Origin of the sequence: Mycobacterium sp. NPDC048908 (assembly GCF_043197955.1) — a bacterium.
In the GTDB taxonomy this organism is placed as follows: domain Bacteria; phylum Actinomycetota; class Actinomycetes; order Mycobacteriales; family Mycobacteriaceae; genus Mycobacterium.
The window spans coordinates 62,111-83,918 of record NZ_JBICUE010000008.1; the positions used below are offsets into that span (position 1 = coordinate 62,111).

Below are 21,808 nucleotides of genomic sequence, written 5' to 3' on the forward strand. Positions count from 1 at the left end.
TCGCTAGATGCCTGCTCATAGTTGCATCTTGCGGGGAAACGTCGCTACGAAGGCTGCCCTAACTATGCCTTGGGGGTGGTCGACGTGCCGCCGTTGCCGGTCTCGGTGCCACCGGTCTCCGTGCTGGTCCCCGACCCGGTTCCGGTTGTCTCCGTGCCGGTTCCGGTACCGCCAGTACCGGTGCCCGTGCCGCCGGTGGTCCCGGTTCCGGTACCGCCGGTACCTGTGCCGGTGCCGCCGTTGCCGGGGCCCGGGTCGATGGGCGGCGGTTTGGGCGACGTGGGAGGCGTCTCGGACGTCGGCGGCGGGGTGGGGTCGGTCGACGGAGGCGTCTGCGACGTCGGAGGTGGGGTGGGCTCGGTGGTCGGCGGCATCTCCGATGGCGGAGGCGGCGGGGCCGCCTGCGGCTGCTGCGGCACGGGCGCTTGAACCTGCACGTGGCGCGGCGCCTGATACCGGGTGGCCGGCTGCTGCGCCACAACCACCGTGACTTGGGGGGCCTGCGGCGCCGGGGTAGCTGGGAGAGTGGCCGGCGCCGCAGGCGGTGGGGAGGTGGTCGTGGTGGTGGAACTGGCCGCTTCGACCGGCGTCGTCGCGGTGTCGTTGAGGAGTGTGAAGCCGAACACCGCCGCGGCGATGGCCGCGGCAACCGCAGAGAGCCCGAACAACACCAGCGGGCTGCGCCGCGGAGGCGCGTCGTCGCGCCACTGCTCGTGGCGGAAATGCACCTCGGGGCGGGACTCCAGTGCGTCGCTATAGGGCAGCACGTCCTCGCTGGTGTCGTCCTGCGACCACGCCAACGCGCGGTCGTGGCTCACCAGCGCCACCGTTGCTTCGGTCACCGCCGGCGCGGTCGGCGTCAGCACCGTGACCTCCTCGACGACACGGCTGCGGTGGGCGATCAACGCAGCGCCCTCGGCAGCGGTCAGCGCAGAGGTGAGCGTGGTGACGACGGGTGCGCGCAGATGTTCGGACAGCCGCTGGGTGAACAGCGGGATGCGCGCCCCACCGCCGATGGTGGCCACCGCAGATACGCTCGCGGTTGGCACACCGAAGCGCTCCAGCGTGTCATCAAGTGCGACAAGGAATTCCGTGAGTGGAGCCCGCATCAGGTCCTCGAGTTCGACGCGGGTGACTCGGATGTCTTCGCGACGGCCGGGCAGGTCGGCGACCATCGCAGTGGCGGTTTCCGCGGACAGTCGCTCCTTGGCGCGCCTGCATTCGTCGCGCAACCGCACCAGCGATCCGACCATCGCGGTGCCTGACGGGTCCACATCGGCCAGGCCGGTGACGACGTGCGTCAGCAGCGCCTGGTCGATCTGATCGCCGGACAGGTCGGAGAAGCGGACCGTCTCGCCGAACAAGGAGAAATCGCGCCCGGCATTCGCCAGCGTGATGCTGGTGCCGCTGCCACCGAAGTCGCACAGCACGATCACGCCTCTGGTGGGCAGGCCGGGGTTGGCGCGCAATGCGGTCAGCGCCGCGGTCGCATCGGACACCACCGGCAGCTTGCCGCCCAGCTTTCTGCGCAGGATGTCGGCGATCGACGGGCGCCAGTGCGCAGGCACCGTCACCGCGGCATCCGGTACCGGTGACCCGTCGGCGACCGCGTCGGCCATCGCGCCCAGCGCGTCAGCGAGCAGGTCCTCCGACCGGTGCTTCGATCCGTCGGGCGCGATCAGCGGCACGGGGTCGCCGACGCGGTCGACGAATCCGGTCAGTCGCTGACCGTGCACCCTGAGCTCCGCGGGTCGGAGGACGGCGGCGCGCCCGTCGCGGGTGCCTGCGAGGTTCGTCGCACCGACCGAAAGGCCGACCGACTGGCCGTGGTTGCCTGGCGAATTCAGCATGCGATGACCTTATGGTGATCGCTGTTTCCGCAAATCCGGTGCCGCACCCATGGCTGCGCAGGCCGGATAGGGGATCGCGGTTAGGGGATTTCGACGCGTTGGGGGCTAGACCTGAGGCGTCAACATGGCGCGCAGCATCGACAACATCTCCGACCGTGACTCGGCGCCGAGCCTGCGGCGGATCCGCGCCACGTGGTGTTCGACGGTCTTGGCGGAGATGAACAGCTGGCTGCCGATGTCGCGGTATGGCATGCCGAGCAGCAGGAGTTCGGCGACTTCTCGTTCGCGGTCAGACAGCCGCGACGACGCCGCCCTCGGCTTGCCGGTGCTCTCTGCGGCAGGCGTCACCGATTCAGGGCCGGGCACCTCGTCGACCGCCGCGGTCTGTTTGAGGTCGCGGGCCAGTTGCAGCATCGCGCCGGAGACGCGGCCGTCGGGCGTCTGCAGCGCCGCCTGACTGGCCAGCCTGGTGCCGTCCCACGTCATGCCGAACTGTGACAAGCCGCGCGCGGCGGCGGTCACCTCGTCCACGTCGACGTGGTTGGCCAACACGCGCAGCCAGGTGCGGCCCGCCCTCGCGAGCGCCTTGGCGAACGAGTTGTGCGGCGCCGCGGCCGTCAACGCCTGGCCATGTGGCGCGACCGCTTCCGGTGAATTGGCGAGGATGCCCGCGTGGACGCCCGCCCAGTGCAGCGGCACCGACCACAGCACGGGATTGCCGAGCGACTCCAGCAGCCCGAATGCCTCGGTCAACGTGTGTTGCAGGCGATCGACAAGGCGCATCCGTGCGGCGGCCACCCACAGCTCGCTCAATGGCAGCAGACAGAAGAGATCAACCGAGTATTCGGCCAGCACCTCCATCGCGGCATACCAATGCTTCTGGACGCCGCCGGTGTCGCCGCTGCGCCTGGCGATCGCCGTCTGCAGCGCGGCCGCCCACAACGCGTCGCGGCGGTGCAGTCCGGCGTCGGCCGTGGACGCGACATCGGCCGCGGCCGCGGAAAGCTGCCCGTCCTGCATCCGCACCCACCCGTGCAGTAGCCGATGCCGGTGGATGCTGAATGGTTCATCGGCCGCGGTGCGCACCGCACGGCTGGCCACGCTGCGGGCACGCACCGGATCGCCGCCGTGCAGCGCGGCCAGCGTCACGAGTGCCGCGGGGGTGTCCGGCGCGACCCCGGTAGGCAGTTGTTCGGCGGTGATCGATTGGCTGAGCCGCGCGATGGCAACCGGGAACGGTTGGTCCAGCGACAGCAACAGACCTTCTGCGAGGCTGCGGGCGGCGCGGGCAGTAGACGTTGGCGGCCCGGCGCTCTCGGCGCCCAGCGCCGCCCTCGCCGCCTCGACGTCACCCGCGCCGACCGTGACGACGGCACCCGCCGCGCTGATGAACGTGTCGGGAAACGGTCCGAGCCAACGAAATAGATCGGCGGCTTGCGCGGCGCCGCCGTCGTGCATCGCGATGCTGGCGGCGATGCGGACCGCGGCCGCTCGCTCGGCCATGTCCTGGCTGCCGAGCAGTTCGTCGGCCAGTTGGCCTGCCGCGGTGCAGTCCCCGGTCTGCGCCAACGCGTCGGCGAGGCGCGCGGACAGCGCCGTCGCCCCGGCATCGGCGGCGGCCCGGTACAGCCGTGCGGCGCGCGCAGGCTGACCGCGGGTTTGCGCGGCGAGGTCGGCCAGCGCCTCGGCCAGGCGATCGTCGCGCAGGCCGTGTTCGGCCATCCGCAGTGCGAGATCGCTTGTCAGCGTTGATGATTCGAGTTGCGACACCAGTAGCGATAGCTCGGTGTCGTGATGGCGTGCGGCGCCGATGATGCCCGCGATACAACCGTGCACCGACCGGATGAACGTCTGGCTGTGCGACGGTTCGATCAGGCCGCTGGCACGTGCGCGGTCGACGAGGTCCTGGGCGTGTTCGGCGTCGACCCGCAGCGCCGCCGCGACGTCGTCGGGACCCAGTTCCAGGCTCAGCGACGACACCAACAACGTGTCGAGCAACGGTTCGTCGAGCCTGCGCAGCCGCTCGATCAACGCGAACTTGGCGGCCTGCATGACCACCGTTGCGGGCGCTTCGCCTTCGGGTGCGGGCGCCGCCGCGAGCGCCGGCCGAAGCAGGAACGGCAGCCCGGCCGTCGCGACCATCAGTGACCGAACGAGCTCGGAACTCGTTGCCGCACCGAGAGTTTCGCCGGCGAGCCGATGGACTTCGGCCGGGCTGAGCGCACCGAGTGCGACGACCGGATTCTCGCGTTCGACAGCGATGCGCAGCGTCCGCAGCGCAGGCCGGTGAGCGAGCGGTTCAGCGCCGACGACGACCGTCGATGTCGGATCGGCGACCAACTCCGCGAGCAGGCCGAGTTCGGCATCGTCGAGCAGGTGTGCGTCGTCGATCACCACGGCCGAACCCGCTTCGTCGCCGTTCTTCGGCGGCCGCGTCAACACCGCTACCTCTGCCGCGCGCAACGCCGATCGGATGGCCGCGAGTACCGAACTCTTGCCGGTGCCGATGCCGCCCGAGACCAACACCTTCGCCGGAGCAGTCGGCGCGCTGATCAGCGCCGAGACCGTGTCGCGTGCGGCCGGCGGAATGTCGGTCAGCGGATCTGGCGCCGGGCTGGCTGTCATGGCTCACGGTGCCGTCGTCACGGGTGACAACGCGGCGGCGGTGGTCGTGGTCTGCTGCTGCGTGGTCGTCGGCGGCTGGGTCGTGGTGGTGGGCGGCTTGGTGGTCGTGGTGGTCGGCGGCGTGGATGTGGTCGTGGTGGTGGTGGTGGTCGTTGTCGTTGTCGTGGTCGTTGTGGTGGTGGTCGGGCTGGTGGTCTCGGTGGTCGTCGGGGTCGGCGACGGCACCACCGTCGTGGTGGGCTCGCCGTTGGGCCCGGTGACGGTGACCGTCACCGGAGCGCCCTCGGTGACGGGTTCGGTGGGCTTGGGTCCGGTCTCTACGTGCGTGGCCGTCTCGGTCACCGGGTTGGAACTGCCGCTGCCGCTGGTGAGCGTGATCGCCAGCCCGCCGATCGCCAACAGCACCGCCGCTGCCGCCGCACCGAACAGCACGGGCGGGCGTTTGTACCAGGGCAGCGGCCCGGCCTCGGGTCCGTAGCCCTCTTCTTCGTGCGCGAAGGCCATCTGCGGACGCGCACCGGTGCCCGCTTGGTCGAATGTGTAGTCCTCACCGGAGTACGGCACCGGTTCGCCGCCGGGCGCATCGTCCTGCGACCACGCCAGCGCGCGGAAGGTGGCCGAGTCGGCGCCATCGGCCGCCACGCCCGCCGCGCCCGCCGCCCAGCCCGCTGCGGCCATGCCCGTCGGCGCGTCCGCGGCTGGCGCGAGCCCGGTCGGTGCCATTCCGGTCGGTGCGTCAGCCTCCAGGCCGCGTTCGGCCGCCAACGCCGCTCCCGTCGCGATGTTGAGCGCCGACTGCGGGGTGGTGACGACGGCCGCGCGCAGTCGCTCCGACAGTTGCTGCGTCACCCGCGGAATGGCGGCTCCGCCGCCGACGGTGGCGACCGCCGACACGTTCGCCAATGCAATATTGTTGCGCTGCAACGTATCTTCGATGGTGGTCAGCAGACCCGCGAGCGGTTCGGCGATGAGGCTTTCCAGCTCGTTCCTCGTCACTCTGACGTCGGAGTTGAATCCGGGCAATTCGACGGGGACCACCGTCGCCGTCTCGGCGGACAGCCGCTCCTTGGCGAGTCTGGCGTCTTCGCGCAACCGGGCCAGCGAGCCGAGGCCAAGCGTGCCGGTCGGGTCGGCGTTGCCGGCGTCGGCGACTCCCGCCAACACGTGGTTGAGCAGTGCCTGGTCGATCTGATCGCCGGAGAAGTCGGGATACCGCACGGTCTGGCCGATAGGGCCGAAGTTCGAGCCCGCGTCCGCCAGCGTGATGCTGGTGCCGCTGCCACCAAGGTCCACAAGGGCGACGACACCGCTGGGCGGCAGGCCCGGCGCTGCTTGCAGCGCCGCCAGCGCGGCAAGCGAATCCGGGATGAGGGCGGCGGGCACACCGTTCGGCGCCAGGGCGGGCTTGGCGCGCAGCGCGCCCCGCAGCGCACCGACGGTCCCCGGACCCCAGTGCGCGGGTACGGCGATGGCGACGGGGGAGCCGCCGCCGACGGTCTGCGCCATCGCATCGAGCGCCTCCACCAGCACCCGCTCGCCGCGGTGCGGGGAACCGTCGGCGGCGACCAGCGGCACCGGGTCGCCGACCCGCTCGACGAAGCCCGTCAGCACCAGGCCGGGCTGGTTGAGATTCGGATTCTCGCTCGGCACCCCGACCTCGGGGGCCCGATCGTTGAACAATATGAGCACTGAACGGCGCATGACCGGCGGGCGGCCGATCCTGGCGGCCACCATGTTGGTCATCCCGATGGACAACCCAAGTGAGTCGTTCATGGTCTCCTCGTGTTCGGCCGTTCCACACGATAGCCGCTGATTCCCCTAATGGGCGGTAAACCCCTAACGCCGAGTCCCCTAACGGCGACGCGGCGGAGCTGGGTTTCGCACCGATCAGCGGCGGCTTCTCCATCGATAGCATCGGATCAGACCTTCCGGCTGTCGCCGGATATCTCTGCAATGGAAAGGAGGGTGTTCCATGGCAAATTCGCTACTCGACTTCGTGATGTCGCTGGTGCGTGACCCCGACGCCGCCGCAGCCTACGCTGCTGATCCGGCGCAGGCCATCGCCGACGCCAATTTGACCGATGTGACCAGCATGGATGTCAGCAATCTCATTCCGGTCGTTTCCGAGTCGCTCTCGATGGCAGTACCGTCGGCAGATGCCGACTCGGTGCCCGACGATCACGCCAGCAATGTGTGGGCAAGCGGCGCCGCAACCGCTGCATTCGATGCCTTCGACGACCACGTGCCGACCGTCGCGGACGACTCGGTGGACAACACGGTGGACAGCCCGATGGACAGCCCGATGGACAGCCCGATGGACAATGTGCACACGATCGCGACCAACGTCGTCGACGATCCCGGGTCCGCGGTGCAGGCCGGGGTCGACATGCTCGGCGATGCCGGTGTGCCGGACGTGGCAGGCCTCGACGACACGTCGCTGCAGTTCGACGGCCCCGTCATCGATGATGCGCCGGCCGTTCACGCGCCGACCGAGGACATCTGGAGCCACTCGGCCCCCGAGGATCACCACCTCGATTCCGACGGCTCCGGTTTCGACATCTTCGATTCGTAAACGCCGACACCTCCACGACATGCGCGGTCCGACGGGCCGCGCATTTCGTGTGTTTGACCTGCAGAAATGCGATCAGCACGGATTCCCCTAACCACCCCCTAATCCCCTAACGGCGCCCCGTCCGCCATCCCGGGAGGTATGCGTGTAGGGATGGGATTCGACCCCGTTTCTGAGATGTCGTCAGCTCCATAACGTTGTCAGCAGTTCGCCGGAGCGCCCGGCGACCAGGACCCGAAACACACAAGAAAAGGACCACAGAAATGACCAACGTGATCGACTGGATTCTCGACCTCTTCCGCGACCCGGTTCAGGCCCAGGCCTTCGTCAACGACCCCGACCGCGCGATGACCAACGCCGGCGTGCAGGGTGTGACGGCCGCTCAGGTGAACGCGGTGGCCGCCACCGTGGCGCCCGCCGCGGTTCTGCACGGCGGCGGCGATCCGGTGCACGGCCTGCGGCAGGCGGTGGCCGAGACCCACGGCTTCGCTTACGAGCCCACGTTCGCTCCGGAGACGCTGAGCAACAACGACACACTGAGCCACAACGACACCCGACTCCTGAGCCCCGAGACCAACGTGGTCAACCACGCCGGTGAGGACCAGCAGCAGGGCGTCGGCAACGTCGACCTGGACTTCGGCGACATCACCTTCGGCGACAAGACCACGAACACCGCCGACCACGGCAGCGTCATCAACACCGGCACCGCAGGCGACATCGACAACACCAACGTTGAGGGCGACGGCAATGTGGTCGGCGACGGCAATGTCGGCGCCAACACCGGCGACATCCTCGCCGGTGAGGGCTCGACCGTCCAGGCCGGCGGCGTCGGCAACACCAGTGACAGCTCCGGCAGCATCCACAACAGCGGTGACGGCGACGTCATCTCGGGCAACGAGGGCCCGGTCGTCAAGACCGGCGACATCGACACCAGCGGTGGCGGTGCGTCCGGTGGCGACGGTGGGCACGGCGGCGGCATCCTCACCGGTGGCGGCGGCGACGGCGGCGCGGCTACCGGTGGCGCAGGCGGCGGGGTGGTCATCGCCCCGACGCAGACCACGACCACGACGGCTGGTGGCGACGTGACCACCGTCGACACTCACGGCGGGGACATCTCCGGCAACGTGGACGCCAGCCACGACGACAACTCGTCGAACAGCCACAACACCGACAACTCCACGCACGACAGCCACGACGACATCGACAACTCGACGCACGACAGCCACAACACCGATATCCACCAGGGTGTCGACGTCGATCTGTTCTGACCAGGCGACAACCGAATAGCGCAGCTGGCGGGGACCACGTACCGGTCCCCGCCAGTTGGCACGCCTACCGTCGTAGGTAGGGAAGGGACACCATGACGCAACAGAATGACCCCCGCAAGGTCAAGGTCATCGTCGAATTGATCGACCACACCAGCAAGATCGCCGACGCTCAGGGCCGCAGCGACCTCGCCGAGCGGATGGCCAAGGCCAAGGACCGGATCACCGACCCGCAGATCCGCGTGGTGATCGCCGGGCAGTTGAAGCAGGGCAAGAGTCAGCTGCTGAATTCCCTGCTGAACGTGCCGGTCTCGCGTGTCGGCGACGACGAGACGACGGTGCTGGCAACCATGGTGTCGTTCGGCGAACAGGCCACCGCGAAGTTGATGGTCGCGGGCGCTGACGAGGGTGAGCCCGACGCCGTCGAGATTCCCCTCGCCGACATCAAGCAGGACCTGCGTCGTCACCCGGCGGCGGGCGGCAGGCAGGTGCTCCGTGTGGTGGTGACCGCGAACAGCCCGCTGCTCAAGGGCGGCCTGGTGTTCGTCGACACCCCCGGGGTCGGCGGCCATGGCCAGCCGCACCTTTCGGCCACGCTGGGCCTGTTACCCGACGCCGACGCGATGCTGATGGTCAGCGACACCAGCCAGGAGTTCACCGAACCTGAGATGACGTTCATCCGTCAAGCGTTCGAAATCTGCCCTGTCGCAACGATTGTCGCTACCAAGACCGACCTGTACCCGCATTGGCGGCAGATCGTCGAGGTCAACGAGGCCCATCTGGCGCGGGCAAACCTTTCCATACCGATGATTCCGGTGTCGTCGCTGCTGCGCAGCCATGCAATCCAACTGAACGACAAGGAACTCAACGAGGAATCCAATTTCCCGGCGATCGTCAAGTTCCTCAGCGACAGGGTGCTGTCCCGCGAGAACGACCGGGTACGCGATCAGGTGCTCGCCGAGATCCGGTCAGCCTCCGAGCATTTGACGCTGGCCGCCGACTCCGAGCTGTCCGCGCTCAACGATCCCGACGCCCGCGACCGGTTGAAGGCCGACCTGGAGCAGCGCAAGCAGGAGGCGCAGGACGCGTTACAGCAGACCGCGCTGTGGCAGCAAGTGCTCAACGACGGAATCGCCGACCTGACAGCCGATGTCGATCACGATCTACGAGCACGGTTCCGCGCGATCAGCCAGCACACCGAGCACGTCATCGACACCACCGACCCCACCCACCACTGGGCCGAGATCGGTGCCGAACTGGAGAACGCAATCGCGACCGCCGTCGGCGACAATTTCGTGTGGGCTTATCAGCGGGCGGAGGTGCTTGCCAAGGAGGTGGCGCGGACATTCGTCGAGGCCGGCCTCGAGGCGATCAAGATGCCGCAACTCGACGCCCGTGAAATGGGCGCCGCCTTCGGCGAATTGAAGTCGCTGGCCAAACTGGAGGCCAAGCCGATCAAGACCGCCCACAAGGTCGTCACCGGCATGCGCGGCTCGTACGGCGGCGTGCTGATGTTCGGCATGCTGACCTCGTTCGCCGGCCTCGGCATGTTCAACCCGCTGTCACTGGGCGCCGGTCTTCTGTTGGGCCGCAAGGCCTATCGCGAGGACATGGAGAACCGGATGCTGCGGGTCCGCAACGAGGCGAAGATGAACATGCGGCGGTTCGTCGATGACGTGTCGTTTGTCGTGAGCAAGGAATCCCGCGATCGGCTCAAGGGAATCCAGCGTCAACTGCGCGACCATTACCGCGGCATCGCCAACCAAACCACCCGCTCTCTCAACGAGTCACTGCAGGCGACCATCGCGTCCGCGGCGCTCGAAGAAAATGAGCGCAACACTCGAATTCGGGAACTCGAACGCCAGCTCAACATCCTCAAACAGGTGACCGAGCACGCAACCAACCTGGCCCCCGGCGCCACCGAGGCAGCCCGACAACCCGTCGGAACCGCATGACGCTTTAAGCTGGACGCCCGGCCATTACCGAAGTGGCGGACAGCCAAAGGTTGACAGTGGGTAGCGCCAGATGAGCACGAGCGATCAGGTGCGGGCGATCCTGGGCGGCACGATCCAGGCGTATCGCAACGATCCGGGCTATCGGAATCGGCCCGATGTGCACAACGAACTGGAGCGTATCGGGTATCGGCTCAACCAGCCCATCCGCATCGCGCTCGCGGGCACGCTGAAGGCCGGCAAGTCCACACTCGTGAATGCGCTTGTGGGCGAGGACATCGCGCCGACCGACGCCACCGAGGCCACCCGCATCGTCACCTGGTTTCGCCACGGCCCGATCCCGAAAGTGACGGCCAACCATCGGGGCGGCAGGCGCTCGAATGTGCCGATCGCCCGCGATGGCGGCCTGACCTTCGATTTCGCCAGCCTCGACCCGCAGGACGTCGTGGACCTCGACGTCGAATGGCCGGCGGCCGAGTTGATCGATTCCACCATCATCGACACCCCGGGCACGTCCTCGCTGAGCCGTGACGTCTCCGAACGCACGCTTCGACTGCTGGTCCCTGACGACGGCGTCCCGCGCGTGGACGCGGTGGTGTTCCTGCTGCGCACGCTGAACGCGGCGGACATCGCCCTGCTCAAGCAGATCGGCGAATTGGTCGGCGGATCGACGGGAGCGCTCGGCGTGATCGGGGTCGCGTCGCGGGCCGACGAGATCGGTGCGGGCCGCATCGACGCGATGCTTTCGGCCAAGGACGTCGCCAAGCGGTTCACCAACGAAATGGACAAGACCGGCATCTGTCAGGCCGTCGTCCCGGTATCGGGGCTTCTGGCGCTGACGGCTCGGACCTTGCGGCAGAGCGAGTTCGTCGCGCTCGAGAAGTTGGCGGGAGTGGATGCCGCCGAACTGACCAAGGCGATGCTGTCAGTGGACCGCTTCGTCCGTGAGGACAGTTCGCTGCCTGTTGATGCCGCCACCCGCGCCGCGCTGCTGGACCGCTTCGGCATGTTCGGCATCAGGATTTCGATCGCGGTGTTGCGCGCGGGTGTCAGCGATTCGGTGGCGCTTGCCGACGAACTGCTGGAACGCAGCGGCTTGGTGTCGCTTCGTGATGTGATCGACCAGCAGTTCGCGCAGCGCTCCGATCTACTCAAGGCGCACACCGCGCTGCTGTCGCTGCGGCAGTTCGTGCAGGCCAACCCGATCTATGCGACGCGTTACATTCTGGCCGACATCGACCCGCTGCTGGCCGACACGCACGCGTTCGAGGAGCTTCGGTTGTTGAGCGCTTTGCGTTCGCGCCCAACCACTTTGAATGAGGACGAGATGGCGTCGCTGCGACGCATCATCGGCGGCTCCGGCACCGACGCCGCCAGCAGGCTGGGGTTGCAGCCCGACGCACCCTACGACGGACCGCGGGCGGCGTTCGCGGCCGCGCAACGCTGGCGCCGACGCGCCGACCATCCCCTCAACGACCCGTTCACCACGCGGGCCTGTCGCGCCGCGGTGCGAAGCGCCGAGGCGCTTGTCGCGCAATATGCGGCCAGGGGCCGCTAGGGCGACGGTGACACCGTGACGGTCTGAGTGACCGTGCTGGTACTCGTGCTGACGCTGGTACTGATGCTCGGTTCGGTGGTCGTGGTGGTGGTCGTCGTGGTGGTTGTGGTGGGCTCGGTGGTTGTGGTGGTCGTGGTCTCGTCGGTGGTGGTCGGCTCGGTGGTCGTGGCGGCCGTGGTCGTCGTCGGCGTGGTCACCGTGGTAGTGGTGCGGGTGATCGGGGTGAGTGTCGTCGCGGGCTCCGGCGAGTCGTCTCCGGTGAGCAGACTGACCAGACCGAAGATGATCAGCGCGACCACCACCGCGCCGACGGCGCCGAACGAAACCAGCGCGGCCGGCTTGCGGTACCAGGGCACCGGCTCGGTCGCTGGCGGGCCGTAATCGCCGTAGTTATCGCCGTAGTTGATGTATGCGGTCGGCTGGTTGTCGGGATTGTTCGGGTCGTCGGGAGATCCGTAGCGCGCCACGGGGTGATAGTAGGCGGTCAGGGCTGCGGATAAAGCGTGCGCGTCACATTGGTGCGTGGGCCCCGCCGCGTCGTTGACGGCTCCGATCCCTCGCCGCCGGGCGGGGTGTACGGCTGGGTCCACGCGGTGTGCGTGGTGCTCGTCGTCTCGGTGCTCGAGGTGTCCGATGACGGCGTGGTGGTGGTGGACGACGGAGCGTTGATGTCCGTGGTGACGGGCGGGCTGGTGCTGGTGATCGTCGCGGTGGTGGTCGGCGTCGACGACTGGCCTGCGGTCGCCGAGAAGGTGGGGTCGACGTAGTTCAGCGGCGCCTGGTGTGGCTCGCTGTACTGGCGCGCGACGAATGTCACCGCGGCTATCAGGATGCCGATCACGGCCAGGCCGGCCACGCTCGCCCCGATGACGTTGGGCGTGCGGTTGTACCAGGGCGTCTCGGACGGCGACTGGTCGTCGTCGTCGCGATCCTCGCCTGCCATGGCCAGTGATAGTAGCCCTGGCCTGCGGCGCCGGGTCAGCGGAACTGCGGCGCGATTTGACTGGCGAAGAACTCCAGGTGGTCCAGGTCCGACATGTCCAGAAGCTGCAGATAAGAGCGCTGCACGCCGGCCTCGGTGAACGCGGCCAGCTTGTCCGCGATCTCGCCGGGCGTCCCCACCAGCGGGGAGTTGCTGCGCAGTTCATCCACCTCACGGCCGATAGCCGCGGCGCGCCGCGCGATCTCCGCGTCGTCACGTCCGGCGCATACGACGAATGCCGCCGAATACGTCAGCGAGTCCGCGGGTCGCCCGGCATCGGCAACCGCGGCGGCCACCCGTTCGAACTGGGCCTTGGCCTCATCCAGCGGCGCGAACGGGATGTTGAACTCGGTGGCGAACTGCGCGGCGAGCGCCGGGGTCCGCTTCGGGCCGCTGCCCCCGATCACGATCGGCGGATGCGGTGACTGCGCGGGCTTGGGCAGCGCGGGGGATTCCACCACCGTGTAGTGCGTGCCGCTGTAGTCGAACTTCTCGCCGACGGGTGTCGTCCATAGGCCGGTGATGATGTCCAACTGCTCTGCCAGCCGATCGAAGCGTTCCCCCACCGACGGGAAAGGGATCGCATACGCCTGATGCTCGGCCTCGAACCAGCCCGCGCCAAGTCCCAATTCCACACGCCCACCGCTCATTTCGTCGACCTGCGCGACGGAGATCGCCAGCGGGCCTGGGAACCGGAACGTGGCCGAGGTGACCATGGTGCCGAGCCGGATCGTCGACGTCTCCCTGGCGATGCCCGCCAGAGTCACCCACGAATCGGTCGGGCCTGGCAGTCCGTCGCCGCTCATCGCGAGGTAGTGGTCGGACCGGAAGAACGCCGAATAGCCCAACTCCTCGGCGGTTCTGGCGACCGCAAGTTGATCGGCGTAGGTGGCACCCTGCTGAGGTTCGACGAAGACGCGGAAATCCACGAGCGCCAGCGTAGAGGCGGGGTCGGCGGGCGTCGACCGTAACCTCCGCCACTACTTCCGGTCATGACCAAGAGGCATCGCCTGGCAGCACTTCTCGGGATACTCACAGCCGCCACACTGGGATCGACGCCGGGCGCCGCCGCCGCGTCAACCGGGTTCGGCAATGCGCAAGACACGGTCGACGCGTTGCAGAGCCAAGGCTTCAACGTGGTGTTGAACGGCGCGGCGGTGTACCCCCTGTCGGGCTGCAAGGTCACCGGCATCGAGGGACTCAACAGTTCCAACGTCGACTCTGCCGGGCGGCGGATCGACCCGACGAAGTTCGACACCGTCTACGTCGACATCTCCTGTCGGGGCGGGTGACCCCTGACATGAGCCGCACAGCCGGCGCTGGCACACTGTACGAATGGCTCAGATAACGCTTCGTGGAAACCCGATCAACACCGTCGGCGAGCTTCCTGCCGTCGGATCACCCGCCCCCGAATTCACCCTGATCGGCACCGATCTCGGCGAGGTGACCAGCGCGCAGTTCCGCGGTAAGCCGTTGTTGCTCAACATCTTTCCTTCAGTCGACACGCCTGTCTGCGCGATGAGTGTTCGCAAGTTCAACGAGCGTGCGCAGGCCAGCGGGCTCACGGTGCTGTGTGTCTCGAATGATCTGCCGTTCGCTCAGAAGCGGTTCTGCGGAGCAGAGGGCATCGAGAACGTGATCACGGCGTCGGCCTTCCGGGACAATTTCGGCAAGGACTACGGCGTTGCGCTCGCGGACGGTCCGATGGCCGGGCTGCTTGCCCGCGCGGTCGTGGTGATCGACGCCGACGGCAAGGTCGCCTACACCGAACTGGTGCCCGAGATCGGCACTGAACCGAGTTACGACGAGGGATGGTCGGCACTCGGCAGCTCGGTGTAATCCCGTGGCCGCAGACGCAATTCGCGCCGAGACCGTCACCATCACGGGCCACGGCGGCGACGAGATCGAGGCATACAGCGCAGTGCCGCTCGCGGCGGGCTCGCGCGGCGGTGTGGTGTGGATTCACCACATGCCCGGCTACGACCGGGAGACCAAGGAGTTCGTTCGCCGGTTGGCGGTGGCCGGCTATCACGCGGTCTGCCCCAACCTCTACTCGCGGGAGGCACCGGGCGCCGACCCCGACGACGCCGCGGCCACCGTGCGCGCGGCGGGCGGTGTGCCGGACGACCGGCTCGTCGGCGACGTCGCGGGCGCGGCTGAGTACCTGCGGAGTCTGGACGGCGCCAACGGCAGAATCGGCGTGATCGGCCACTGCTCAGGCGGCAGGCAGGCGTTCTTGGCGGCCTGCTCGATTCCGCTGGACGCCGCCGTGGACTGCTACGGCGCGTTCGTCGTCGAAGACCCGCCGGAAGGCATGCCCGCCACCATGAAACCGATCCTCGGGCTGGCGCCCGGTCTGAGCTGTCCGCTGCTGGGGTTGTTCGGCAACGACGACCGCTATCCGGCGCCCGAGGCGGTGGCCACGCTGGACGCCGAGCTGAGCCGGCTTGGGAAGGAGCATGACTTCCACTCCTACGGCGGCGCGGGCCACTCGTTCTTCTCGGTTGATCGCCCGGCCTACCGCGTGGAAGCGGCGCTGGATGGCTGGCGTCGGATCGACGAGTTCTTCGCCAAGCAGTTGAAGGGCTGAAAAGGGTGTGCACTTATCTGACGGAGAAAATCGACGTCGACGGCAGCGGCAAGGGTGCGACGGGCTGGTTTTCCGCCAGCCAGGCAACCGTCTACGTCGATCATCCGGTGCACGCCTCCTACGGCCACACCGTCAACATCGACCTCTTGAGCCCCGAATTGGGGCCGTCAGCGCGGGTTGCGCTCGAGTTGACGGAGGAATCGGCGCTCGCCCTTGCCGATGCGATTCACCGGGCCATCGCCTCGGCGCCCGAGGGTCTGGCGTCGAAACACCAGACGGTCTAGCTCACAGGCCGCGGCGCGCCGCGCGGACCCCCTGGGCGGCCTGATCGTCGGAGAACGTCAGGCGCACCTCGTCGCGGCCGGACAGAAACAGCAGGAGTTCCTGCACCTCGCCGGTGACGACGAGGTCCGCCCCGTGGCCGACGGTGGCTACCGTCTTACCGTCCGGCGTCTTCAATGCGACGCGGGCTGGTGCGTTGCCAAGGCTCAGCCGGGCCAGCAGCGGCAGCCCACGGCCCAGCGCCTTGGCTAACGTGTCGTCGAGGTCCCTTGGCTGCCAACCTTTTTGAGCGCGGCGAACGTCTTCGTGGTGGATGAACATCTCGCCGAGGTTGGCAATCGGATCGAGGAGTTTGAACGGGGAATACAGCGGCGGCCCCGATGCGACTTTCTGCAGAAGCGCATTCCAGGTGTTGGTGTCGGTGATCTGACGCTGCACGTTGGCGGTGTAGCCGGCGAGGAACGGCACGACCACCCCGGCGGTGGCGTCGAGCCTGCGTTCGCGCACCACCAGGTGCGCCGCGAGGTCGCGGGTGGTCCAATCGCCACAGAGGGTGGGGGCGTCGGGGCCGACGGCGCGCATTGATTCGACGAGTGCGGCGCGTTCGCGCTGGGCTGCGGTCATTGCTCGACCTTAAAACGCCTGGACCCCGTCGATGGCAACATTCATGCCGTGGCCGGTGTCCTCATTGGTGAACCGGGTGCCGTCCTCGCGGGCGTCGATGGTCCAGCCCACCGCTGAGTATGTCTGGTAGTCGAGGGTCACCACCGGGATGGCACCCAAGTTTCCGACCACCCAGCTGATTTCGCCGTTCGCGGTGAGCCGCACACCGTTGGCCGGGGCGCCGCCGACCACCGGCGGATTGGTGAACTGGGCCTCGCAGTCAACTTCCTCCTCGTTGAGCTGACAGCGCGTCTTGCCGGACTTCGTCTCGATGAACACGTAGCCGTTCTCGGGTTCCAGCACCTGGCCGCCCGGCAACGGGGGGGTGGTCGGAGTCGGTGTGCTCGGTGGCGCGGCCGTCGGCCTCGCCGGCTTGCTGGTCGGAAAGCTGGGCTCGGTCGGCTCTTTCGGCTCGATCACGGGTGTGCCCGGGGTGCTGGTCTGGCAGCCGGTCAGCACGGCGCCGAGCGCGACAACGACGGCGAAGGCGTTCCTCATCCACGGCCCGCCATTGCGGCATAGCCCTCAGCCAAGGCCCGCAACTGTGCGCCGCCGTCACCGGAGTAGGAGGAGCCGTGCATGATCGCCAGGGTAGTCGGCTGCAGGTTGGCGAGTTGCTCGAGCGTCGGTTGCAGGTTCGTCGTCAGCCCGGTTGCGTGGAACAAGTGCTCGGCCGCTATCGCCGGTGCCACACAATCGGATTCAGTCAGCGGAGCCGGGTTGCCCGCCTGCGCCATCAAGTCGCCTGCGAGCAGTGTCGTCGTGGTCTCGTCGAACCAGAGCCCGGCTTCCCAGTTGTGCGGCACATGCGGGGTCGGCAAAAAACGAAGCCGATGGCCGCCGATGTCCAGCGGCTCGTCGGTGGCCTGCACCGGCGGCCTGTCGCACATGTCAATCAGCGACAGCGTGCACGCCAGAGGGCCGTGGATCACCTCGGCGTTCGGGGCGGCATCGAGGAACATGTTCATGGCGCCGCACTCGTCGGCCTCGAGATGGCCGAACGAGAGCCAGCGCAGCTTCTCGACCGCGATGACGCGATTGATGGCTTCCGAAACCAGCGGGAAGAGTTGGCGCTGCCCGCAATGGAACAGAAACGGCTCATCCCCGGTCAGCAGGAACTGATTCATCGTGAATCCGTGCTCGCCGATGTCGGGAATCCACGTGGACAGCCGGTAGATGTCTGTTTCGATTTCAACCACGGTCGTTTCCATTACTCAATCGTCCCCCTGCTTGTCACCGGCGTGCGCGATCATTGGACAATCGCGGCGGGAAGAGATCAGGGGGATGGTCAGTCCGGTCGAAGAGGCCACCGGTCGGTGCCGGTCGTGTGGCAACGACCTGCGTTCGATCGCGCGCTTCTGCGATGTCAGTGGATCCCCGGTCGCGTCGGAGGCGGTCACCGAGTACAAACAGGTGACGGTTCTGTTCGTCGATGTGGTCGGGTCGATGAAACTGGCGGAGGCGCTGCATCCGGAGCGCCTGCGCGAGATCATGAACGAGTTGTTCAATCGTGCCGCCGCGGTGGTGCAGCGTTATTTCGCGGGCCTGATGGCACTGTTCGGTGCGGTAGCTTCACTTTTCGCGGAGTGATCGACACGTGCCGCGGCAACTACGATGCAGGCCGCCGTCGACTGCGCGAAGCAATCGACTACAGCAAGACCCTGGCGCCGGTCAGTTACGCAATCATTTTGTCGTTCCTGAGTCGCATGGTCGTTCTGGGGATGTATGAACCCGCGGAACTGGTCGACGAGATGCGGGAGACGTTACGACGCGCTGAGTCCTTCGGCGACATCTGCGGAATCATCACCGCTCAGTTCGCCTATGGCACAGCGCTATTGCGTGCCGATGCGTCGTCCCGTGCAGAGGCGATCGAGGTGCTCGAACGGGCCCGCGCCAGCATCGTCAAGCACAATGTGATGGCAACGACTTGATGCCGGCAATCTGCGCTGATCTGGCCGTCGCGGACGACGGGCGGCGTGATGCCGCGATCGACGAGCTCCGCGAGCCGTTCACACTTCACCTGGAACGCGGTGTCCGACTCGAGATCGGCTGTACCGGCGAAGCACTCGTCACGTTGCTCCTCGATCGCGCGGCCGTCGACGACTTCGCCGAAGCACACCGGCTGATCGATGAGTGGCCGGCGCGACGCCCTGACGTCCCAGCCGCGGACCTGTGGTGGTTGAAGTCGCGCGCAATGTTGGCGGCGGCCGAACGTCTCCCGGATGCATATGCCGAATCGGCGAGAGAATACCTGTGGCTCTGCGAAACCCTCGACGCCCGTGGGAGTCTGGCCGAGGCGCGGCGGATGGTCGACACGGGGAGGTTGATGTAGGTGGCGACGATTTTGGCTTACACGTCGCCCGCGCTCGGCCATGTACTGCCGATCAGCGCCTTCCTGGCGGAGCTGGTGCGCCGCGGTCATACGGTCCACCTGCACACCCTGTCGGCTGCCGTGGGCGTGGGACGACGGCTCGAATTCGACACCCAGCCGATAGATTCGCGGATTGAAGCGATTGAGCATGATGACTGGCAGGCCCCCAAGCCCGGTGCGGGGTTGAAGCGCGCCTTCGCCGTGTTCGGGCGGCGTGCGCCGCTCGAAGTCACGGACCTGGCAGACGCGATCGCGCGGGTGAATCCCGACGCGTTGCTTGTCGACGTGTTGTGCTGGGGCGCGTTGTTGGCAGCCGACGCCGGAAGCATACCGTGGGCGTGCTTTTCGCCGTTCACCCCGCTTTTGCGGGCGGAGTCGATACCGCCTTTCGGCCCTGGATTGAAACCGCTGCCCAATATGGTCGGACGGGTCCGCGACACCCTGATCCGAGCCATGACGAACAGCACCGTCAACAGCGCGGTACCGGCCCTGAACACGGTGCGCGAAGACTTGGGTCTGCGGCCGGTCAGATCGATGGAAGAATTCTGGCGCCGCTCCCCGCTGATGTTGGTGGCCAGCGGTAAACCATTCGACTACCCGCACGCCGATTACGGCGATGCAGTACAGATGATTGGCCCGTGTGCGCTCGACTCGTGCCCCGACGTCGCGCCCGACTGGCTGGCCTCGATCGAGCGGCCCATCGTGCTCGTCACGACATCTTCGGAAAAGCAGGGCGACGCACACCTTGTCGACACTGCGATGGCCGCACTCGCGGATGAACCCGTACACGTGGTGGCGACCCTGCCCGCGGGGACACCCGAAGAAGTGTCGGTGACGCCGAATGCGACGGTATGCCGCGTCGTCCCGCACGGCCTAGTGCTTGACCGTGCTGTCTGCGCGGTGACACATGGCGGGATGGGCGCCACGCAGAAGGCGTTGGCGCGTGGAGTTCCCGTGTGTGTCGTGCCCTTTGGCCGCGACCAGTTCGAGGTGGCCCGACGTGTCGAGGTGGCCCGGTGCGGCACCCGTCTGGCCGCGAAGAAGATGTCGGCGAACAGCCTGCGCGCGAAGGTACGCGAGGCGATGGGCATGGCCGACGGAGCCAGAAGGGTGGCCGACGGGTTCGCCGCCACCGGCGGCGTAGCGCACGGTGCGGACCTCTTCGAGAAGCGCGTGCTCAGCCGCGACGGTGCCTGAGCACTGAGCAGATGCTCGCGAGCGGGACATACCGGCGGCATACCCGGGACATCCCAGAACATAGTGGCATTCAGCCTGCGTCACAGCGCGAGAAGGTGTTCACTGTTATGACCGTCATTCGGTCTATCGAGGTGAGTCTCATGGCACGCGTTGACTTGTTTGCAAAGATTCCTTTGATCGGCATGTCCCTGGTGTTCCTGGCGATGTTCATCGTCGCGGTCACCGCCTATCTGCACGCCGGGTGGTACTCCATAATCGGTTACGCAATCGCGGCCGCCGTCGCCGTGTGCGGTTTCGTGATGACGTTCCGTGACGTCAGCGATACGCCGGGTCCTCCGGAGGAATGGGATGCCAGAGGGACCCCCATCGATCCCGCGTCGCCCGGTAACTGACGAGAGCGAAGGGGTTCCAATGACCACCGCACCCAAGCAGTCGGTGTATGACAACTCCGCCTTGACGGCGGAAGACGAGGGCTACCACAAGGGGCTCAAACCCCGCCAGCTGCAGATGATCGCGATCGGCGGCGCGATAGGCACCGGGCTGTTCCTCGGTGCAGGCGGCCGACTGCACAACGCCGGACCCGGCCTGTTCCTGAGCTACGCGTTCTGCGGTGTGTTCGTCTTCCTGATCCTGCGGGCGCTCGGCGAACTCGTGCTGCACCGGCCGTCATCGGGGTCCTTCGTGTCGTATGCGCGCGAGTTCCTCGGCGAGAAGGCGGCGTTCGTCGCCGGCTGGATGTACTGGTTGAACTGGGCGTTCACCTCCATCGTCGATTCGACGGCGATCGCAACGTATGTGCACTACTGGAAAGCGATGGAAGCCGTTCCGCAGTGGCTGATCGCGCTGATCGCGCTGGCGGCCGTGGTGAGTCTGAACCTGATCTCGGTGACTTTGTTCGGGGAGCTCGAGTTCTGGGCCGCATTGATCAAAGTCGTTGCCCTGCTGACATTCCTGGTGGCCGGCACCATCTTCCTGGCCGGGCGCTACCACATTCAAGGGCAGTCAACGGGTTTCAGCGTGATCGCCAACAACGGCGGGATCTTCCCGACCGGTCTGTTTCCGTTGGTGATCGTCATGTCGGGCGTCGTGTTTGCCTATGCCGCAGTCGAACTGGTCGGAACGGCGGCTGGCGAGACCGCTCACCCGCACAAGATCATGCCGCGTGCCATCAACTCGGTGATCGCCCGTATCGCGGTGTTCTACGTCGGCTCGCTGTTCCTGCTGGCGCTGCTTCTCCCGTACAGCACCTACAAGGCCGACGAGAGCCCGTTCGTCACGTTCTTCTCCAAGATCGGCGTCGAGGGTGCGGGCACGGTGATGAACATCGTGGTGCTGACCGCGGCATTCTCCAGCCTCAACGCAGGGCTGTACTCCACCGGGCGGATCCTGCGGTCGATGGCAATGAACGGCAGCGCACCGAAGTTCACGTCGGTGATGTCGAGTCGCGGTGTGCCGTACGGCGGAATCTTCCTCACCGCCGTCGTCGGATTGTTCGGCGTCATCCTCAACCTGCTGGTGCCCGGCGAGGCGTTCGAGATCGTGCTCAACATCGCGGCTCTCGGCATCATCGCGTCCTGGGGCACCATCGTCATCTGCCAGATCCAGCTCTACCGGTGGTCGAAACGCGGCATCCTCGAGCGGCCGTCGTTCCGGTTGTGGGGTTCGCCCTACACCGGCTACGCCACATTGGCATTCCTGTTCGGCGTCGTCGTGCTGATGGCACTCGACCCACCGATCGGCACGTGGACGGTCGCCACGCTGGTGATCATCATTCCCGCACTCGTCATCGGCTGGTATGTGGTCCGTGGGCGGGTGCTGGAGATTGCGCGGGAACGCGAGGGGTTCACCGGTCAGTTCCCTGTCGTCGCGAACCGTCCCGTGCCCCCGGATAAAGACAAGTGAGT

At 67.1% G+C, this 21,808-nt stretch carries 23 protein-coding genes; 14 read left to right on the forward strand and 9 right to left on the reverse strand.

Annotated elements, in window-relative coordinates; all coding sequences use genetic code 11:
- Positions 1 to 62: 62 nt before the first annotated feature.
- The 3 genes from ACGFK1_RS20775 to ACGFK1_RS20785 all read right to left on the reverse strand — a co-directional run bounded on the left by ACGFK1_RS20775 (position 63) and on the right by ACGFK1_RS20785 (position 6,248).
- Positions 63 to 1,850, reverse strand: a complete 1,788-nt coding sequence (locus ACGFK1_RS20775) for an Hsp70 family protein (protein ID WP_393433389.1) — start codon at positions 1,848 to 1,850, stop codon at positions 63 to 65.
- A gap of 105 nt (positions 1,851 to 1,955) precedes the next feature.
- Complete coding sequence (gene iniR / locus ACGFK1_RS20780) at positions 1,956 to 4,475, reverse strand: isoniazid response ATPase/transcriptional regulator IniR (protein ID WP_393433392.1); 2,520 nt, start codon at positions 4,473 to 4,475, stop codon at positions 1,956 to 1,958.
- 3 nt (positions 4,476 to 4,478) lie between these two features.
- Positions 4,479 to 6,248: an Hsp70 family protein gene (locus ACGFK1_RS20785; RefSeq protein ID WP_393433395.1), complete on the reverse strand. Its 1,770-nt coding sequence runs from the start codon at positions 6,246 to 6,248 to the stop codon at positions 4,479 to 4,481.
- A gap of 199 nt (positions 6,249 to 6,447) precedes the next feature.
- On the opposite strand from ACGFK1_RS20785, the gene ACGFK1_RS20790 reads away from it, so the two are divergent.
- The 4 genes from ACGFK1_RS20790 to ACGFK1_RS20805 all read left to right on the forward strand — a co-directional run bounded on the left by ACGFK1_RS20790 (position 6,448) and on the right by ACGFK1_RS20805 (position 11,819).
- Positions 6,448 to 7,047, forward strand: coding sequence for an Rv0340 family IniB-related protein (locus ACGFK1_RS20790; protein ID WP_393433398.1), 600 nt, complete (start codon positions 6,448 to 6,450; stop codon positions 7,045 to 7,047).
- Positions 7,048 to 7,307: 260 nt separating this feature from the next.
- Complete coding sequence (locus ACGFK1_RS20795; protein ID WP_393433401.1) at positions 7,308 to 8,312, forward strand: IniB N-terminal domain-containing protein; 1,005 nt, start codon at positions 7,308 to 7,310, stop codon at positions 8,310 to 8,312.
- A gap of 92 nt (positions 8,313 to 8,404) precedes the next feature.
- Positions 8,405 to 10,264, forward strand: a complete 1,860-nt coding sequence (locus tag ACGFK1_RS20800; RefSeq protein ID WP_393433404.1) for a dynamin family protein — start codon at positions 8,405 to 8,407, stop codon at positions 10,262 to 10,264.
- 70 nt (positions 10,265 to 10,334) lie between these two features.
- Positions 10,335 to 11,819, forward strand: a complete 1,485-nt coding sequence (locus ACGFK1_RS20805) for a dynamin family protein (protein WP_393433407.1) — start codon at positions 10,335 to 10,337, stop codon at positions 11,817 to 11,819.
- Here the strand turns inward: ACGFK1_RS20805 and ACGFK1_RS20810 are convergent.
- Genes ACGFK1_RS20810 through ACGFK1_RS20820 form a run of 3 tightly spaced genes read right to left on the reverse strand, consistent with a single transcriptional unit; the run spans position 11,816 to position 13,739 of the window.
- Positions 11,816 to 12,286 (reverse strand): hypothetical protein, encoded by a 471-nt coding sequence (locus tag ACGFK1_RS20810; RefSeq protein WP_393433410.1) that lies wholly within the window; start codon positions 12,284 to 12,286, stop codon positions 11,816 to 11,818. The two genes, ACGFK1_RS20805 and ACGFK1_RS20810, sit on opposite strands and share 4 nt — an antisense overlap.
- 17 nt (positions 12,287 to 12,303) lie before the next feature.
- Entirely contained in the window at positions 12,304 to 12,762 is a 459-nt protein-coding gene (locus tag ACGFK1_RS20815) for a hypothetical protein (RefSeq protein WP_393433413.1), read from the reverse strand.
- 35 nt (positions 12,763 to 12,797) lie between these two features.
- A complete protein-coding gene (locus ACGFK1_RS20820; protein WP_393434086.1) occupies positions 12,798 to 13,739 on the reverse strand; it encodes an LLM class F420-dependent oxidoreductase in 942 nt (313 codons plus the stop codon).
- Between the two features lie 54 nt (positions 13,740 to 13,793).
- On the opposite strand from ACGFK1_RS20820, the gene ACGFK1_RS20825 reads away from it, so the two are divergent.
- Genes ACGFK1_RS20825 through ACGFK1_RS20840 form a run of 4 tightly spaced genes read left to right on the forward strand, consistent with a single transcriptional unit; the run spans position 13,794 to position 15,675 of the window.
- Positions 13,794 to 14,093: a hypothetical protein gene (locus tag ACGFK1_RS20825; RefSeq protein WP_393433416.1), complete on the forward strand. Its 300-nt coding sequence runs from the start codon at positions 13,794 to 13,796 to the stop codon at positions 14,091 to 14,093.
- 43 nt (positions 14,094 to 14,136) lie between these two features.
- Complete coding sequence (gene tpx / locus ACGFK1_RS20830; protein ID WP_393433418.1) at positions 14,137 to 14,640, forward strand: thiol peroxidase; 504 nt, start codon at positions 14,137 to 14,139, stop codon at positions 14,638 to 14,640.
- A 4-nt stretch (positions 14,641 to 14,644) separates the two neighbouring features.
- Positions 14,645 to 15,391 (forward strand): dienelactone hydrolase family protein, encoded by a 747-nt coding sequence (locus ACGFK1_RS20835; RefSeq protein ID WP_393433421.1) that lies wholly within the window; start codon positions 14,645 to 14,647, stop codon positions 15,389 to 15,391.
- Between the two features lie 5 nt (positions 15,392 to 15,396).
- Entirely contained in the window at positions 15,397 to 15,675 is a 279-nt protein-coding gene (locus ACGFK1_RS20840) for a DUF6295 family protein (protein WP_393433424.1), read from the forward strand.
- A 1-nt stretch (position 15,676) separates the two neighbouring features.
- On the opposite strand, the gene ACGFK1_RS20845 is transcribed toward ACGFK1_RS20840, so the two are convergent.
- Genes ACGFK1_RS20845 through ACGFK1_RS20855 form a run of 3 tightly spaced genes read right to left on the reverse strand, consistent with a single transcriptional unit; the run spans position 15,677 to position 17,547 of the window.
- Positions 15,677 to 16,297 carry a TIGR03085 family metal-binding protein gene (locus tag ACGFK1_RS20845; protein ID WP_393433427.1) on the reverse strand — a complete coding sequence of 207 codons (621 nt, stop codon included), beginning with the start codon at positions 16,295 to 16,297 and terminating at the stop codon, positions 15,677 to 15,679.
- Between the two features lie 9 nt (positions 16,298 to 16,306).
- Positions 16,307 to 16,834: a hypothetical protein gene (locus tag ACGFK1_RS20850; protein ID WP_393433430.1), complete on the reverse strand. Its 528-nt coding sequence runs from the start codon at positions 16,832 to 16,834 to the stop codon at positions 16,307 to 16,309.
- The gene (locus ACGFK1_RS20855) at positions 16,831 to 17,547 is read right to left on the reverse strand and encodes an MBL fold metallo-hydrolase (RefSeq protein WP_393433433.1); all 717 of its coding nucleotides are present in this window, start codon (positions 17,545 to 17,547) and stop codon (positions 16,831 to 16,833) included. The genes ACGFK1_RS20850 and ACGFK1_RS20855 overlap by 4 nt, the downstream gene beginning before the upstream one ends.
- A gap of 73 nt (positions 17,548 to 17,620) precedes the next feature.
- On the opposite strand from ACGFK1_RS20855, the gene ACGFK1_RS20860 reads away from it, so the two are divergent.
- The 6 genes from ACGFK1_RS20860 (at position 17,621) to ACGFK1_RS20885 (ending at position 21,806) form a co-directional block, all read left to right on the forward strand.
- A complete protein-coding gene (locus ACGFK1_RS20860; RefSeq protein WP_393433436.1) occupies positions 17,621 to 17,926 on the forward strand; it encodes an adenylate/guanylate cyclase domain-containing protein in 306 nt (101 codons plus the stop codon).
- Entirely contained in the window at positions 17,923 to 18,267 is a 345-nt protein-coding gene (locus ACGFK1_RS20865) for a hypothetical protein (RefSeq protein WP_393433439.1), read from the forward strand. Before ACGFK1_RS20860 ends, ACGFK1_RS20865 begins: the two co-directional genes overlap by 4 nt.
- Positions 18,267 to 18,668 (forward strand): hypothetical protein, encoded by a 402-nt coding sequence (locus ACGFK1_RS20870; protein WP_393433441.1) that lies wholly within the window; start codon positions 18,267 to 18,269, stop codon positions 18,666 to 18,668. Before ACGFK1_RS20865 ends, ACGFK1_RS20870 begins: the two co-directional genes overlap by 1 nt.
- Complete coding sequence (locus ACGFK1_RS20875) at positions 18,669 to 19,904, forward strand: glycosyltransferase (RefSeq protein WP_393433444.1); 1,236 nt, start codon at positions 18,669 to 18,671, stop codon at positions 19,902 to 19,904. It begins immediately after the preceding gene.
- A 140-nt stretch (positions 19,905 to 20,044) separates the two neighbouring features.
- Positions 20,045 to 20,296 carry a hypothetical protein gene (locus tag ACGFK1_RS20880; protein WP_393433447.1) on the forward strand — a complete coding sequence of 84 codons (252 nt, stop codon included), beginning with the start codon at positions 20,045 to 20,047 and terminating at the stop codon, positions 20,294 to 20,296.
- Between the two features lie 19 nt (positions 20,297 to 20,315).
- Entirely contained in the window at positions 20,316 to 21,806 is a 1,491-nt protein-coding gene (locus tag ACGFK1_RS20885; RefSeq protein ID WP_393433450.1) for an amino acid permease, read from the forward strand.
- The last annotated feature ends 2 nt before the right edge of the window (positions 21,807 to 21,808 follow it).

What these genes read in the sequence shown, in the direction of transcription:
- ACGFK1_RS20845 (WP_393433427.1), bottom strand. Translation starts at nt 16,297, where the DNA reads ATGACCGCAGCCCAGCGCGAACGCGCCGCACTCGTCGAATCAATGCGC.
- ACGFK1_RS20795 (WP_393433401.1), top strand. Translation starts at nt 7,308, where the DNA reads ATGACCAACGTGATCGACTGGATTCTCGACCTCTTCCGCGACCCGGTT.
- iniR (WP_393433392.1), bottom strand. Translation starts at nt 4,475, where the DNA reads ATGACAGCCAGCCCGGCGCCAGATCCGCTGACCGACATTCCGCCGGCC.
- ACGFK1_RS20800 (WP_393433404.1), top strand. Translation starts at nt 8,405, where the DNA reads ATGACGCAACAGAATGACCCCCGCAAGGTCAAGGTCATCGTCGAATTG.
- ACGFK1_RS20790 (WP_393433398.1), top strand. Translation starts at nt 6,448, where the DNA reads ATGGCAAATTCGCTACTCGACTTCGTGATGTCGCTGGTGCGTGACCCC.
- ACGFK1_RS20860 (WP_393433436.1), top strand. Translation starts at nt 17,621, where the DNA reads ATGGTCAGTCCGGTCGAAGAGGCCACCGGTCGGTGCCGGTCGTGTGGC.
- tpx (WP_393433418.1), top strand. Translation starts at nt 14,137, where the DNA reads ATGGCTCAGATAACGCTTCGTGGAAACCCGATCAACACCGTCGGCGAG.
- ACGFK1_RS20880 (WP_393433447.1), top strand. Translation starts at nt 20,045, where the DNA reads ATGGCACGCGTTGACTTGTTTGCAAAGATTCCTTTGATCGGCATGTCC.
- ACGFK1_RS20785 (WP_393433395.1), bottom strand. Translation starts at nt 6,248, where the DNA reads ATGAACGACTCACTTGGGTTGTCCATCGGGATGACCAACATGGTGGCC.
- ACGFK1_RS20825 (WP_393433416.1), top strand. Translation starts at nt 13,794, where the DNA reads ATGACCAAGAGGCATCGCCTGGCAGCACTTCTCGGGATACTCACAGCC.
- ACGFK1_RS20870 (WP_393433441.1), top strand. Translation starts at nt 18,267, where the DNA reads ATGCCGGCAATCTGCGCTGATCTGGCCGTCGCGGACGACGGGCGGCGT.
- ACGFK1_RS20815 (WP_393433413.1), bottom strand. Translation starts at nt 12,762, where the DNA reads ATGGCAGGCGAGGATCGCGACGACGACGACCAGTCGCCGTCCGAGACG.
- ACGFK1_RS20885 (WP_393433450.1), top strand. Translation starts at nt 20,316, where the DNA reads ATGACCACCGCACCCAAGCAGTCGGTGTATGACAACTCCGCCTTGACG.
- ACGFK1_RS20850 (WP_393433430.1), bottom strand. Translation starts at nt 16,834, where the DNA reads ATGAGGAACGCCTTCGCCGTCGTTGTCGCGCTCGGCGCCGTGCTGACC.
- ACGFK1_RS20855 (WP_393433433.1), bottom strand. Translation starts at nt 17,547, where the DNA reads ATGGAAACGACCGTGGTTGAAATCGAAACAGACATCTACCGGCTGTCC.
- ACGFK1_RS20805 (WP_393433407.1), top strand. Translation starts at nt 10,335, where the DNA reads ATGAGCACGAGCGATCAGGTGCGGGCGATCCTGGGCGGCACGATCCAG.
- ACGFK1_RS20775 (WP_393433389.1), bottom strand. Translation starts at nt 1,850, where the DNA reads ATGCTGAATTCGCCAGGCAACCACGGCCAGTCGGTCGGCCTTTCGGTC.